At 48.3% G+C, this 16,111-nt stretch carries 6 protein-coding genes; 3 read left to right on the top strand and 3 right to left on the bottom strand.

The window, feature by feature from the left end; all coding sequences use genetic code 11:
- Positions 1–310 precede the first annotated feature (310 nt).
- The 3 genes from recC to recD are packed head-to-tail and all read left to right on the top strand — an operon-like array spanning position 311 to position 9,382.
- Positions 311–3,760 carry an exodeoxyribonuclease V subunit gamma gene (gene recC, locus EMM73_RS00500; RefSeq protein ID WP_127684499.1) on the top strand — a complete coding sequence of 1,150 codons (3,450 nt, stop codon included), beginning with the start codon at positions 311–313 and terminating at the stop codon, positions 3,758–3,760.
- The gene (recB, locus tag EMM73_RS00495) at positions 3,757–7,464 is read left to right on the top strand and encodes an exodeoxyribonuclease V subunit beta (protein WP_127684498.1); all 3,708 of its coding nucleotides are present in this window, start codon (positions 3,757–3,759) and stop codon (positions 7,462–7,464) included. The genes recC and recB overlap by 4 nt, the downstream gene beginning before the upstream one ends.
- Complete coding sequence (gene recD, locus EMM73_RS00490) at positions 7,457–9,382, top strand: exodeoxyribonuclease V subunit alpha (RefSeq protein WP_127684497.1); 1,926 nt, start codon at positions 7,457–7,459, stop codon at positions 9,380–9,382. The genes recB and recD overlap by 8 nt, the downstream gene beginning before the upstream one ends.
- Here the strand turns inward: recD and EMM73_RS00485 are convergent.
- The 3 genes from EMM73_RS00485 to EMM73_RS00475 form a co-directional block, all read right to left on the bottom strand.
- Positions 9,379–12,408, bottom strand: coding sequence for an ATP-binding protein (locus EMM73_RS00485; RefSeq protein ID WP_186435078.1), 3,030 nt, complete (start codon positions 12,406–12,408; stop codon positions 9,379–9,381). The genes recD and EMM73_RS00485 overlap by 4 nt on opposite strands.
- A gap of 582 nt (positions 12,409–12,990) precedes the next feature.
- Positions 12,991–14,112 (bottom strand): HDOD domain-containing protein, encoded by a 1,122-nt coding sequence (locus EMM73_RS00480; protein ID WP_127684495.1) that lies wholly within the window; start codon positions 14,110–14,112, stop codon positions 12,991–12,993.
- On the bottom strand, positions 14,102–16,102 hold the full coding sequence (locus EMM73_RS00475; RefSeq protein ID WP_127684494.1) for a GGDEF/EAL domain-containing response regulator: 2,001 nt from the start codon (positions 16,100–16,102) through the stop codon (positions 14,102–14,104). The genes EMM73_RS00480 and EMM73_RS00475 overlap by 11 nt, the downstream gene beginning before the upstream one ends.
- Positions 16,103–16,111: the final 9 nt, after the last annotated feature.

The following is a 16,111-nucleotide window of genomic DNA, read 5'->3' as shown; positions in this document are numbered from 1 at the left end:
ATAGCTAAAACAGCAAACTAATATACCCAAGTAACTTCAAGATGCAGAATTCAGCGGGAGATAAAAGCGCTTTAGGCAAGGCCGCTGTTGGAAGCTTTAGTGGTTCTAAAGCGACAACAGTTAACGCGGCATAAAGCGCTTTTAGCCCCGCCCGAAGGGAGTCGCTGGGCGATTGCACTGCGGTGTTAGCCTGTCTCACAAGGTAGTCGACATTGCTTCGCCAGGCTGCCTTGCATTGCAAGCGCCCAGCGGCTCTGAAACTCGCATCTTGAGGTCACTTGGGTATAAATACTAACGGAGTACTGTCGCATTGGCACTTGAGCCTGGTTTTTTAGTGATCCATTCCAATCAGCTGGAGCAGCTGCGCTCGCTTCTGGTGCAGTTTTGTCAGCGTTATCCGCTCTCGCCCTTAGAGCTGGAGCAGGTGCTGGTGCAAAGCAACGGTATAGCGCAGTGGCTGAAATTAGCCTTTGCTGCGTCACCGGATGAGGCCGATCCCTATGAGCGTGGTTTAGGCATAGCCGCTGCTATGCAGGTGCAGTTGCCGGGCCGCTTTATCTGGAGCATGTATCAGTTGGCGCTGCCAGAGCAGCAACTGCCTGATTTATCAGTCTTTAGTAAAGACAGTTTACGCTGGCGTATTTTCCGTTTATTGCCTGCTTTAGTCACACAAGATGAATTTGAGCTGCTGCGCCGTTTTATCAGTGACGATAACGATCAGCAAAAACGCTCACAGCTGGCATTAAAACTGGCGGATTTATTTGACCAGTATCAGGTGTACCGTGCTGATTGGCTGGCCGATTGGGCCAAGGGGTTGTATCGCTTAGCGCAAATGGAAGGTGACGCGAAAGCAATGCCGGATGATCAGCTGTGGCAAGCCAAACTCTGGCAGGCGATTTTAGCTGAGCTGCCCGCAGAACAGCAGCAACAAAGCCGGTTTTCCTTGCATCAGGCTTTTTTACAGCAAGTAAAAAGCTGGAAAAAAGCGCCAAAGAATTTACCACGTCGCGTCATTATTTTTGGTATCTCGTCTTTGCCGCAACAAATGCTGGAGGTGTTGTCGGCACTCGCACCTTATTGTCAGATTTTACTGGCTGTGCTGAACCCTTGTCAGTTGTATTGGGCTGATATTATTGCCGAAAAAGACAAAGTTAAAGCTGCGCAAAAACGCCAGCCACAAAAGGCCGGTTTTTTACCTTTTGCCAGTGCAGAGCAGTTATCAGGCCAGGCACAGCCTTTGCTGGCGGCCTGGGGCAAGCAAGGGCGGGATTATATTCGCTTGCTGGATCAGTTTGACGAAACTGCCGCCCATAAAGAGCTGTTTGCCCATCAAAAAGTCGATTTATTTGAAAGCCCCAACACTAACCATCTATTAGGTCAGTTGCAGGACGATATTTTGCAGCTGCGATCCATCACTGAAACCCAAAGCCAATGGCCCGCTTTAACAGCTGAAGCGGCGCGCAGCATCAGCTTTCAAAAAGCCCATAGCCCACTTCGCGAAGTGGAAATTCTGCATGATCACCTGCTGAGGCTCTTTACTGATAACCCGGCGCTTGGCGCTAAAGATGTGATGGTGATGGTGCCGGACATTAATTTATATGCGCCTCTGATTGAAGCTGTGTTTGGCAAAGTGCCGATGGGCGATTTGCGCTATATCCCTTACAGTATTTCCGATCAAAACAGCAAAAAGCAGCAGCCTTTGCTGCAGGCGTTAGAAGTGCTGTTAAGCCCAGAGCAACAGCGCTTAAATGCCAGTACAGTGTTCGATATGCTGGATATCAGCGCCTTGCAGCAAAGGTTTGGCTTAAAAGCTGCCGCTTTACCCAAGATTAAACAGTGGATTGAAGGGGCTGGTATTCGCTGGGGGTTGGATCAAAAGCATCGTCAGCAACTGGGGTTACAGCATAGTTTTGAGCAAAACAGCTGGCTGTTTGGTATTCGCCGTATGCTACTTGGCTATGTGGCGGGCGATACAGCGCCATGGCAAGGCATAGCGCCTTATGCCGATGTGGCAGGTTTAGAAGCGGCCGAACTTGGCCCTGTGCTGGTGCTGCTGCAAAAAATCGACGAGCTATGGCAGCAACTTAGCGTAAAACGCAGCCCGGCCGACTGGCATTTGCTTTTTACTCAGCTGCTGCAGGACTTTTTTGCCCCCGACGAGTTGGAAAGCCAGCAGCTCGTGCAACAATTACAGGCTCAGTTGCAAAGCTGGCTTGATAACACCACTGGCGCTGAACTTGAAGAAGAATTAAGTTTACAAATTGCCCGTCAGGCTTTGTTAGAGCCTATGCAGGCTGGCGGTTTGCAGCAAAAGTTTTTTAGTGGTCGCGTTAATTTTGCCACCTTGCTGCCGATGCGCTCTATTCCTTTTGCGGTTATTTGTTTATTAGGCATGAACGATGGCGCTTATCCCAGGGTGCAGCAGCGACAGGACTTTGATTTAATGGCGCTGGATTATCGCAGTGGCGACAGGTCGCGCCGTGACGATGATCGTTATTTATTACTCGAAGCTTTGTTATCAGCTCGCCAGCAGTTTTATATCAGCTGGGTAGGTTTTAGCGTCTTTGATAATAGCGCTCGCGCGCCTTCAGTGCTGGTGAGTCAGCTGCGTGATCATTTGTCTACAGGCTGGGCTATGCAGGATGGTTCTGAACTTTTAGAGCAAATCACCTGTGAACACCCTCTGCAGCCTTTTAGCCGTCGTTACCGGGAAGCAGGATCTGGTCTTGTCAGCTATCAGCAGGAATGGGCCAGCTTGCATCAAAAAGCTGGTATTGCAGAGCAGGGCGAGGCGCTTGCAGAGCTTGACGATTTGCACTGGACCTTAAAACAAGCCAGCGATTTTATGCGTGAGCCGGTGCGGTTCTTTTTTAATGAACGCTTAAAAGTACGGCTGGAATTGCCTGAACTGGCCAGTATTAACGATGAAGTCTTTGCTTTGGATCCGCTGGAGCGCTGGCAAATGCAGCAGCAGTTGGTGGCTGAGCTCAAGCGCGGTGTCGAACAAAATGGGCAGTGGCAACAACAGGCGGAGCAGCAGCTGGAGCTATTCCGTTTGCAAGGCCGTTTGGCTGTGGGTTCTGGCTCTGCCTTAATGCAGCAGGAATTGCTGGCTGGGCTTGACGAGCTGGCCTCAGGCTATCTGGGTTTTTTAACCGCTTTTCCAATAGCGGACACAGGTTTTTATCCGCTGCGTTTTGTTTGTCAGCACGGCGAGTTGGCTGAGCAGTTAACAGGTTTTAGGCGAAGTGCGAACAACGCAGCTTTGGCTTATGCCGAACTGTTGCCTGTTGCCCTGATTAAAGACCGCAGCATCAACTGGCGCCATTTAGTTGCGCCTTATCTGAAACTGCTTTTATGCTCTGCCAGCGGTGTGCCGCTTACGCTTTATGTGCTGTCTCGAGTTGGTCAACTGGTGCTGCAACCTATTGAAAAACAACAGGCAGAACGGCAACTGACCCAGATTTTACAGCTGATGCAACAAGGGTTATCGGCACCTTTGGCGCTGGAATTTAATGTTGGTATCGAACTTGTGAAACAGCTGGAAAAAGGCTCGGCTTTGGATGACAAACTGCTGACGAAGTTGGAACCTTTATATCTGGGCGATAACTTCAACGCAGGAGCTCTGCAACGTAGCCCTTATTTGCAACGCGCTTTTGCCCAGTTTGATGCGCTTTGGCAAGAAGGCAAATTCGCAGATAACGCCAGAGCTTTATACGGACCATTATTGGCTATCAGTTACAGCGAGGTGTCGGCATGAATACCTCTATAACACCAGCTATAGCCAATCTGGATTTACTGTCTTTTCCGTTATCCGGCAGTCAGCTGATTGAAGCCAGTGCTGGTACAGGCAAAACCTTTACCATAGCGGCTTTGTATTTACGTTTGGTGTTGGGCCATGGCACCAGTAAAGCCTTATTGCCACCTGATATCCTGGTGGTGACTTTTACCGAAGCTGCAACTCAGGAGCTGACCGAACGTATAGGCCAGCGTTTAGCAGACGCCGCCCGTTATTTCAGAGAACAGACAGACGCTTTAAATAAAGATCAGGCGGATCCCTTTTTACAAAGTCTGCGCCGCGAATTTACCCCAGAGCAATGGCCGCATTGTGCTTATCAGTTAGAGCTGGCGGTGCAGTATCTGGATGAAGCGGCCATTTCGACTATTCACGGTTGGTGTAATAAAGTACTGGCCGAATTTGCCCTCTCCAGCGGCTATTTGTTTGAGCAAAATCTGGTGACAGACGTTGAGCAGTTGCAACTGGATGTGATGCGCGATTACTGGCGTAATTTTTATTATCCGCTGCCGGAAGAGCATATAGCAACCGTCTGGCAACAGCTGCAAAACCCTGACACTTTACGCAGAAAAATTCTACCGCTGATAAGCCACCTGTCGTTGTTTACCGAACCTGCGATACCAGCTGTGTTACTGCCTGAAGTCAAAGCGCAGCGTAAGCAAAAACTGGCAGAGCTTAAAGCGCCCTGGAATAACTGGATCAGTGAGATCCGGATTTTGCTGCATGGCGCTATTGAGCGTAAAGAGGTGGATGGCCGTAAATTGCAGGCGCGTTATCTCGACAGCTGGCTGGCAAAATTAGTGGCTTGGATCACCGACCCTGAGATGGTCGACCCGGATTTAAAAACAGGCCAAAGCCGCTTAACGCCAGAAGGTTTAGCTGAGGCCTTTAAAGGCCCGGTGCCGCATCATCCGGCTTTTGAGGCTATGGCAAAACTGGCTGATGCACTGGCGGCTTTGCCGGATCCTCAGCAGGATTTAGTGCTGCATGCTGCCTTTTGGTTTGCGCGGCGTTTCCATCAGCTGCAATTAGAACGCTCTGAACTGGGTTTTGATGAGCTGTTAAGCCGCTTGCAGCAGGCGTTACAAAAAGATGAAGCTGGCTTATTGGCCGAGCGATTACGGCGTAAATTCCCGCTGGCACTCATCGATGAATTCCAGGACACAGACCCTGTGCAGTATCAGCTGTTTGATGCTGTGTATCAGCTTAATGAAAACAGAACAGATTGCGGCATTTTGTTGATAGGCGACCCCAAACAAGCCATTTACGCCTTCCGTGGCGCTGATATTTATAGTTATTTAGCCGCCAAACAAGCCACAGCAGGCAGGCATTTTCAGCTGCCGAAAAACTTCCGTTCAACCCACGCAATGGTCAGCGCGGTCAATCGTTTATTTAGCTACGCAGAACAGCGCGCTTTAGGCGCTTTTGTATTAGGCCGACCAGATTTATTAAGTTTTTACCCGGTAGAAGCGCAAGGGCGGAAAGAAACTTTTGTTGCAGAGCAACAGCCTGTCACAGCGGTGCAGTTTTGTATTAAAGAATCCCCCGATGGCAAGCCTTTTAGTAAAGCTGCCTGTTTAGCTGAAATGGCGCAGGCTTGTGCTGAGCAAATTGCAGTGTTTTTAACGGGTAGCGCTGGCTTTGTGCAGGATGACACATTCACGCCCCTTAAAACCAGCGATATAGCAGTGTTGGTGAATAACCAGCAGGAAGCCAATGCCATTAAAAAAGCTCTGGCAGAGCGGGCGCTGGCTTCGGTGTATTTATCCGACAAAGGCGCTGTATTTGAAAGCCCGGTAGCCCTCGATTTATTGCTCTGGCTACGCGCTTGCGCTGAGCCACAACGCGAAGCTTTGGTGCGCTCTGCGCTCTCGAGCTGGAGCTTGTCGTTAAGTTATTCCGAGCTTGAACAGCTGCTGCAGGACGAACTGCTATGGGAGCAACAACTGGCGCGTTTTGTCAGCTATCAGCAACTCTGGCAACAGCAAGGTGTGCTGGTGATGTTATGGCAGCTGATGCGTGATTTTGCTGTGGCCGAGTTTTTACAGCAGCAGCCATCAGGCGAGCGATTACTGACCGATATTCTGCATTTGGCGGAGCTGTTACAGCAACGTTCGATGGAGCTGGAAGGCCCGGCTGCGCTTATTCGTTATCTGGCCGAGCATTTGGCGGGGCAAGGTGATTTAGCGGCTGAGCAGCAAAAACTGCGGTTAGAAAGCGACGAAGCCCTGATTAAAATTGTCACTATTCACAAATCCAAAGGTCTGGAATACCCGCTGGTGTTTTTGCCTTTTATCGCCTTAGCCCGAGCTGTCGATGCCGACAAAGGCCCTGTCAGTTACCATCAGGACGGTGAGCTGATGGTGGTGCTGCAAGCCAACGAGCAGCAAGCCCAACAAGCAGAGCGGGAACGTTTGGCCGAAGATATGCGTAAGTTGTATGTGGCCTTAACTCGCGCCCGGCATTATTGCTGGGTGGGCTTGATGCCAGTGAAAGAGCAAAGCGCCATAGGCTATGTGCTCTCAGATGATGCGCTGGTATCGTCTGTGGCTTTGCAGGAACAGTTAGCGCCTCTGGTTGCACAGCCTGATATTGGCCTTGCCGAAAACTTATCAGAGCAGCGTACGCAAGTGCTGATGTTGGACCAGACGAGTGAGCTATTGCCTTATGCTCAGATGACCCGTTCTGTGAAAGAGCTCTGGTGGATAGCCAGTTACAGTGCTTTGCTGGAGCAACATCAGCAGGACAGCAAAGCGGCTGAGCTGTTTCAGGAATTACAGCAAGAGCTTGCGCCAGAGCAATTGCAGGATGCTGCTGAGCCAACAGAACCGCAGGTTATCACATTGGCTCAGGGTTTTGTCCGGGGCAGTCAGGCCGGTACTTTTTTACATGATATGTTGGAGTGGGGCGCGGCACAGGGTTTTGACGAATTAGCGCAGCAGCCACACTTATGGCAACAGGGCTTAACGCCCTTGATGCAGAAATACGGCTTATTGCAGCAATTACCTGACGACAGATGGCAAATCCGCTATTGGGCTGAGCAACAAGCGCCTTACCCCGAAACTGCAGATTTAGCCAGCGCTTTACTGCCAGTGCAGCAGTGGCTCGAGGAGCTGATAAAAACCCAGCTCTGGCCGAATCACAACAGCAGCTTAAGCACACTTAACGAAGGCAGTTACCGCGCTGAACTTGAATTCTGGTTAGCAGTTCAGCACTGCAGCAGTGCGCAGCTGGATGCTTTAGTGCAGCAGTATTTATGGCCAGAATGGCCACGACCAGCGCTTCGTACCACTCAGTTGCAGGGGATGCTGAAGGGCTTTATCGACTTAACGCTGGAGCAGGATGGCAGATACTGGGTGCTGGATTACAAATCGAATTTTATCGCCGATGGCCAGTACGACAGCACCGCCTTAATTCAGCAAATGCTGGCGCACCGCTACGATGTGCAGGCGGCTTTATACGCTGTGGCCATTCATCGTTTATTACAAAGTCGTTTGGCGGACTATAAGCCACAGGAACACTTAGGCGGCGCTTTGTATTGGTTCCTGCGTGGTGGAAATGCAGTAAATAAAGGTGTGCTGGCGGTGGATATTCCGCTGGACTTAGTGAATAAACTGGATGCGTTGCTGCAAGGTCAGCTGATCACGAAGGAGCTGGCTGATGTCTGATATTGAATGGGCTGAGAAACAACTTGAACTGCAGATGCAGGGCAAGGACTGGCGGGCTTTGGATAAAGCTCTGGTGACTTTTTTCCGCGAGCAACAGCAGCTACCCGCTGCGCTTGCGCTATTGATCGGCCAATGCAGCTTTGCGCTTTCTGCCGGTCATTTGTGTTTATCAGTTAAACGTATGCCGCAGCAGTCCGAACAAGACTGGCAGGCTTTGATGGCGTTGTATCCGGCTTTGTTTCAGCTGGAGCGGGATGATAATCAGCCTTTTGTTTATGCCAATAATGCCTTGTATATGCGGCGTTATTATAGTTATCAGCAGCAGATAGCCCAGTATTTACAGCAAAGCAGCGAGCGCAGTCAGCAGCTGCGTCAGGCTATCAATCCGGCTCTGCTGAATCAGTTGCTGGAGCCGTTATTTCCTGCCACTGCAGCAACACAAGTTGAACCTGACTGGCAACGTTTATCCTGCGCCATAGCTGCCAGCAGTAGTTTTAGTGTGATCACTGGGGGCCCCGGTACTGGCAAAACCACCACAGTCGTCAAGTTGCTGTTGGTATTGCAGCAATTGCAGCAACAGCAAGGTGCTGCGCCTCTGACCATTCAACTGGCTGCTCCTACGGGCAAAGCGGCAGTGCGGCTTCGCAGCTCGATTCGTAACACCTTAGATAAGCTGCCAGCTTCGGCTGAGATCAAAAGCCAGGTGCCGACCGATGTGTCGACCTTGCACAAGTTGTTGGGGGCCAGAGCGCAAAGCCGACAGTTTAAACAAAATGCACTGGAGCCTTTGGCGCTCGATCTATTAGTAGTGGATGAAGCCTCTATGCTGGATGTCGAGCTGATGGCGGCTTTATTGTCGGCCTTACCAGCTCATGCGCGGCTGATTTTATTGGGCGATAAAGACCAGCTGGCGTCGGTTGAAGCGGGCGCTTTAATGGCAGAGCTGTGTCAGTGGGCTGAGCAAGGGCAGTATTGGCCCGCAACTGCGGCTTGGCTTGAACAGTTGTCCTCTGCGGCGATTCCAGTGCATTTAATCAGCCAACAAGGCAAAGCGCTGGAGCAGCAAATTGGTATGCTCAGAGTTAGCCACAGATTTGACCCACAGAGCGGCATCGCCAAACTGGCGACTGCGGTCAATAGCGGTCAAAGTACGGAAGTAGCTGCTATTTGCCGGGCTGAGTATGCCGATCTGCAGTATCTGGCGGCAGCAGAATTTCCGCAGCTCAAGCAATTGGTGTTGACCGGACAGGTGCAAAAGCAACGACCAGATGCTGCGGGTTTTAGTTTTTATCTGCAGATTGCAGCACAACCCCCTGCTTTAGATGCTACAGATTTGCAGATTGATCATTGGGCGCAGCAGGTGCTCACGGATTTTTCAGCTTTTCAGTTGCTTTGTGCTGTGAGACAAGGACCTTTGGGGGTGGAGCAGCTGAATCTGACAGTAGAGAGAATTTTGCATCAGGCTGGACTTATTCACTATAGCAGCCAACACAGTGCCAGGCAGGGCAGTCTTTGGTATGCCGGGCGGCCTGTAATGGTGATGCAAAACGATTATGCGCTTGGCTTAATGAATGGTGATGTCGGTATTTGTTTAGCTCGGCCTTATCAGGGCAAATGGATACTGGCTGTGGCTTTTGCTTCTGAGGACAGCAGCAAAGCGGTGCGCTGGGTTTTACCCAGCCGTTTGCAGCAAGTCGAAACGGCTTATGCTATTACGGTACATAAATCTCAGGGCTCAGAATTCCGTCATGCGGTCCTGGTTTTACCGGATCAGTTTAGTCCTGTATTGACGCGTGAACTGATTTACACCGGCATTACCAGAGCCGCAAAATTATTTAGTTTAATTTGCGGCAAAGCAGAATTGTTAGCCAAAGCTGTGGAGCTAAAAGTACAGCGCCAGGGCGATGTGCGGCTTTAAGGATTTTCTTGTTGTATGGCGATAAGCAATTCCTTTAGTTGCTCTAAAGGCCAGTTGTTTTCTGCCAGAGCTCGTTCAGCTGCTGCGGCCAGACTACTGATACGATTGAAACCAAAGCAGGCTGAAGTGCCTTTGATCCTGTGCAATAGTGCAGCAGTAGGGACAGGGTCCTTTACTTGCATGAGTTTTTCCAGGTCTAGTGCTACCGACGGCAGGCTTTCACGATACATCGCTGTCAACTCATCTAACTGTTGCTGAATAGCAGTTTCTGCCTTCTCTGATTGTTTGACAGGCAGAAATTCAGCTATTTTGCTGTACAAATGTTCTGCTTGTACAGGTTTAGTCAATACAGTTTGGCAGCCCGCCTGCAGGCAAAGCCGCTTTTGTTCAGCCTGAACATCCGCAGTGAGTGCGATAATGGGGATTTGATAACCAAGCCTTCGCAATTCTAAAGTTGCAGTTAAGCCATCCATGACAGGCATGTGCATATCCATCAAAATTAAATCAAAAGTCTCTAAAGTTACTTTTTGAATCGCATCTAATCCATTGAGCGCTGTTTGTATCTCCAATCCAGTGCTTTTGAGCAAAGTACTGAACAGCAGACGCAAATCTGGAACATCATCGACGATCAACACTTTACCAACAAAGGTAGGAAGTTGTTGCTGAGCTTGCATACTGTTTCTGGTGCTTTGTAGTGGCGCCTTTAGTAAAAGCTCAGTGTGAACTGTCAAAGGAATGGCTAAAGTAAATTGGGTGCCTTGCTCCAGAGTACTGTGTAAAGTGAGTTGATAGCCCAATAAATCAGCTAGTTGCTTACAAATGTACAAACCCAGCCCTGTCCCCCCAAACTGGCGACTAACACCAGGATCACCCTGCTCAAAAGCGGCAAAGAGTTTTTGCTGCATCTCAGAGCTGATCCCTGGTCCTGTATCAGAGATCACCAGATGCAACTGGTTTTGCGCTATGGTAGCAGATAGCCGCACTTCACCTTGCTGCGTAAATTTGAGTGCATTACTTAGCAAATTCATCAGAATTTGTTTCAGTCTTAGCGGGTCGCTGTGCAAAGTGCGCGGTAATGGATATTTAATGTCCAGGCAGAAATTTAAAGCTTTAGCCTGAGCTGCAGGCAACAAACTTTGGTGTAATTCATTCAGCAGTTGCTGTAATTCAAAATCCAATAACTCAAGTGGTAATTTACCTTCATCCATTTTGGCGGCATCGAGAATGTCGTTGACAATTTGTAGTAAGAATTTGCTCTGACTATCAATAGTTTGTAGCTGACTTTGCAGTAAAGAGTCGTGAGGCTTGGTCATAATTTGTTGAATAAACCCCAGGATAACAGTTAAGGGAGTACGCAACTCATGACTCATATTGGCTAAAAATCTGGTTTTAGTGGACGCCAGTTGTTGTGCTTTATCGCGTTCAATGGATAATTCAGCGGTGCGTTCTGTGACTCTTTGTTCCAATTGTTGGCTCAGGTTTGTTTTTTCTTCCAGAGCAGACTGCAGGGCTTTATGACCGGATTGTAAGCGTTGCTGCAATGAGGTAAAACTTGCCAATAAGTGTTCAAATTCAAGGGCTGAGTTTTTTAACACGAGTTTAGCGGGTTCAACAGAGTGCAGTTGCATGTTCTCAATAGCATTCATCAGTTGTTGCAAAGCGCCGGTATAACCGCTGGCAAAACGCCGGCTACTGCGGGACAACAACTCAAAACCAGCCAACATCAATAACAAAGCTGCTAACGTCAGCAACTGATAAAACAATGCCAGATGGCTGTAGTCCCATAAAAGCAGCAGTGGCCAGTTGGTGCCTTCTATTTGGCTTTCTAATCTGATTTTATTGCCTTGCTGATTAAAATACAGTTCGCCGGGGCTATGGAAGGGGCTGTGGGTCAAATAAGCTTTGGATTTGGCCACAGACGCATGATCCAGCGCCATTTTTTGCCCTGGTAGTTGTGGCGCGGCATACCCCCAGATTTTGATCTGTTGACCATCCATCAGTATAACCTGAAGATGATTGTCCTGATAACGGGGTTTAAGTGCAGTGGTCAGCCGCTCAAGAGCAACGGATAGTTCCAATACGCCTGCAAACTGTTGCTCTTGAAATAAAGGTAAGCTCAAGGCAAATAGCAGATCTGTCCCCAGTCTCTGGCCTTGAAATACGTCGCTGATATAAGCCTGGCCTGTGCGCTGTGGTTCGATAAAGTAGTCTCTGTGAGCTACTGAATGTCCTGCTATATCTTGTGCTGCCTGTTCTTTAAAAAAGGAGCGAACTATACCAGCAGCATCTGTGCGTAGTGCCGATATAAACTCAGGTTGACTGTAGACCAGTTGCTGCAAGCTTTGTTCATCTCCAACCAAACTGGCATAACTGGACGCAAGTCTTAGTTCCGCCTGATAGGACATGAGTTTTTGTTTTAACTGGCTTTCTATCTGTTGCTGTTGCATTGCAAGTTCATTGACATAACCTGACAGATTCAGCACTACAGAGCCATGCAGTAGCGCGCTAATCATCAATGACCAGGGAATGGCTGCCATAATTGCGATTCGGCTACCTAGCTGCTTTTGCAGAGGTTGCTGTCGTTTTGTTTGCTGGCTTGCTGATTGAAATATAAAAAGTCGGGCGAAATGTTGCAGTATCATTAAGGTACTTGTCAGTATCAGAGCACTTAGCAACACTGCGATAAAAGGTTGTTTTTGCACAGGAAACCAGAATAACACCAGCAGGCAACACAGGAAATACAACAGGAGCAACAGCCACTTTCTGCGGGTAACACGACTGAATAGCAGAACTGTCAGCAGTTGCAATAATGAGCACAGCCAATACAAGGGCGAATCCAGAGGAAATAACACCAGAATGGCCGACGCCAAACCCCACCAGAGGCCATGGCGCTGCAAAATAACAATAAATGCCAGATTACCCAACAACAGAGGTGTGGTGAGTGGCAGCTCAAGAGCCAGTAGGTTAGCAATGAGGCCAAATAAACTCAGAGCAGCAACACTGAACAGTTTATGTGGCTGAACCATGCTCTTGTAGGGGTCCGGTACTATTGACATCGCACATTAAAATTATTTGAAAAAAATGATACTTAGATAGTAGAGGTTTTGTTTGAAAATTACACCGGGTTTATACGATTATTTTGTCTAAATTTCTTGAAAGCGGATTTTTCGTTCGAAAAGCGTCATTCTTTGCGCCATTTCATAGCTGTAGCCTTGTTTGTAGCAGCAATTGAGAGGGGAGGATTCAAGCAAAAACCACACCGTTAAAGCTGAAGCTTCTTGTCTGTGAACCGAAAGACTTGGACAAAAAGCACAAATTCTGTGCTGGTGCTATGTAAAACGCGGCACAAGGAGCTATGGCTCTCACACTATTTCTCCATAGATCTGCCAGAACTTAACCTTGTACCAAGGCTAGGTGATAGCATCTGCTAAAGAGTAAAATCTGCTGGAGCTTGCTCCTCTGAGGCCGGCTATGACTTCAGAGGGGGCAGGGTGCAGAGGTCTGCAGTACAGGCCGGGTTTAGGATTCGCTCCCTTTTGTTTTACAACAGAGGCACACAGATATCTAATACACGCTCTGGTGAGCCATTATTCAATCATGTCGCCCACTCAGCTGGTTTTTAGTCCTGTAAGCAGCTCTGTCCATGCGGAATCGAGCTGCAGCGATTCGACTATATGTTGATCCACCTCAGTGAGTTGGTAATTTTTGTGATGCACTACTTTATGCGCCAACCAATGCACCACGCCAGGGATTGAGGTACAGTCTGCCAAATCCTCAGGCAGTATTACGGCTTGCACTATGCTGCGCTCAAAGCCCCAGAGTGTCAGTAAATACGCTGAGATCAAGGAGAAGTGGCAGGAGTCCTCATCTGACATAGAGGGTTGCTGTAAGTGTTCAGCCATCCAGCCCAGACAGTCAAATAACGACGCCAAAAAGGCATAATCCTGTATTTCGGCACCAAGCCCAGCTTGCTTGCACAGATAACGAGCCATACAAGCCTGATGAAAAGCTTTCTCTGTTATTCGTTGATGCTGCTCCACATTGATAGGGCCCTGGTAGGCCAGACTGCTCTTCAGCGCCAGTACTATAGATTTAGTCATATCCAGTCCCAGCCGACTAATGGCTTCAGTTAAAGACACTGTGGAACGGGAGAAGCCCAGAAAGGCAGAGTTGGCTAATTGTAGCAGCCTGCTGCTGACGACAGGGTCGTGGCTGATTAGTTCAGCCACATCTTTGAGCTGAAACTCAGTGTCATTCAACACATTCTGTATTTTCTGGTACAAAGGCGGTAGCACTGGCAACACCGCCAACCGACCGAGAAAAGCACGCTCTGGTGCAGGGAAATCTAAGCTGTGTAATTGTTCTGCACAGGAAAAAATCTTCAGTAACTGCTCGTCGGTAAAAGGCTTGGCCAGATAAAAGTGAATTAAAGCACTATCCTGCAGCAGCAAATCCGCAGAGTTGTCCGCTGTAAGTATGCAGCGAAGCGCAATAGGGCAAAGTTGCTTTGCTTGTAATAACAGCTGTTCACCATTCAGGCCAGGCATTAATCTGTCCGTGATAACCACGTCCGGCTGCAGCCCCTTGGAGACTACTTCTGTCATTAAGTGTCCATCTTGTAAGGTTTCCACTCTCCAGTGCGGCACTAAACGGCTGAGCGTGCGTTTTAATGCTCTTAAGATTAATTCTTCATCGTCGATCAATAACACCAGAAATTCTTTAGTTGACATCGGAGTGTTCTCCAGCAAAAGGTTGCTGTTTTAGTATTTCTACAAAGTGCTGCATGTTCAGAGGTTTGCTGTAGAAATAGCCCTGAATCAGGTCGCAGTCCATCATCTGGAGTAATTGCTGCTGTTCTAATGTTTCTATACCTTCCGCCGTAACCACAAGGCCAAGCTCATGCGCCATCCGGATGATATTCCTTACCATTCCCTGACTCTGGAGATCACTGCTTAATTCGGTAAGCAATGAGCGGTCAAGTTTAACTTCATCAATAGGCAACTTGGTCAGGTAAGCCAGAGAGGAATAACCAGTTCCAAAGTCGTCCATTGAAATTCTTACACCAGTTTGATGTAACTCAGACAAGACTTTGTTACTTAGCTGCAAATCTTCCATTAAATAGGTCTCTGTCACTTCTAACTCAATTTGCTCAGGCTTGATCTGGTATTTTGTGAGCAGGTGCTGCAATTGGTCGCTAAACGCCGGATCTTGTAATTGACGTCCCGACACATTGACGCTTAACCAGTCAATCTCCAGTCCTTGCTGATAAAAAGAACGAAGAGAGAGTAAGGCTTGCTCAAGCACCCAGAATCCAATACGAATGATTTGTCCATCCCGTTCGGCAATTGGCACAAATAAAGCCGGAGAAATACTGCCAAGTGTCGGATGGTTCCAGCGCAGTAAAACCTCAGCCTGGCGTATTCTGCCGTCACAAAGTGATATTTTGGGCTGGAAGTTCAGGCTAAAACCATTATTTTCCAACTCGCCATAGAGCGCATTACTGATTTCAAACTGCTGTTGTTTGCTGTCCAGAATGGCTTGTTCAAACCGCATGTAAAAATGATGCTGGTTGCTTCTGTTGGTTCTGCAGGCCAGATTAGCGTACCACAGCAGTTTTTCCGCTACAGTGCTGTCCTCTGGGGCTATGGCATAACCCAGATTGAAATTGAGTTGCATGAGTCTGTCTTCATGTAACAGCGGTTGATCAAAAACAGATAAACACTCTGTGATCTGAAGTTGTAACGCCATTTCATCAGCACAGTTGGTAAATATCAGCGCAAATTTGTCGCCAGATAAATAAGCCAGGTGTTGATCAGCTTTCAGTTGCTGTAACAACAGAGATGCTACTTTGTTGATCAGCATATCTGTTTGGTCATAGCCCATGGTGTCGTTGATTAAACTAAAGTTACCTATATCAAGCACTGCAACGGCTATAAGTCCGGGTTGAGCTGAGATATGAGAATCTATCAACTGACAGACATGCTGGTGGTTTAACAGGTTACTCAAATTAGACAAATCTGAGTTGAACTGCGGCAAGGGGGTCAATCTTTCCAGTTTTAGCAGTAATGTATCTTCTGTAGAGGATCTGTGGCTTAACTCAATTTCATGTTGTTGGCGGTCTAAACACAGTATCGTAGTTTGTGGCTGGGCCAGAAACTGTTGCAGTTGCACTGCTGATAGATTGGGCAAAAAATCTGATAACTGGCTGTGACTTACATCTGTTGCATTGAGTTGCCACAATTTAGCCAAAGCTGCATTGATCCGCAGGATATCACCTTTTTCATCCAACTCCATCAGAGCATCCTGACTGCTGATCAATAGTTGAGTGTGTAAATCGGGTTGGGTTCTGCGTTTATATTCAGTTTCTGCCAACCGGATCTCAGACAGCAATAATTCGTCTGTCCAAGGCTTTTGCAGAAATTTGTAGGCTACACCTGAGTTTAATGTCTCCACCACAGCATTAAAGTCGGCATAACCGCTTAAAATTAAACCTACTATCTGTGGCTCACTCTGTTTAACTTCTTTAAGCAGCTCGTTACCACACATCAGAGGCATCCGAAAATCTGTCAGGATAATCTGTATCTGGTGCTGCTTGAGTAATTCAAGTGCTGCAGCAGCGCCACAAGCGGCAATGACCTTGTAACCAGCCCGAACCAATAGACGCTCCAGGCTCCGAAGCACCGCGGCTTCGTCGTCAACGATCAGTACTGTACTTGTCATCCTAAGCTC

The sequence above is a fragment of the Rheinheimera sediminis genome (assembly GCF_004005375.1).
Classification (GTDB): domain Bacteria; phylum Pseudomonadota; class Gammaproteobacteria; order Enterobacterales; family Alteromonadaceae; genus Pararheinheimera.
The sequence above is the reverse complement of the archived record's forward strand: the minus strand, read 5'-3'. Positions and strand labels throughout refer to the sequence as shown.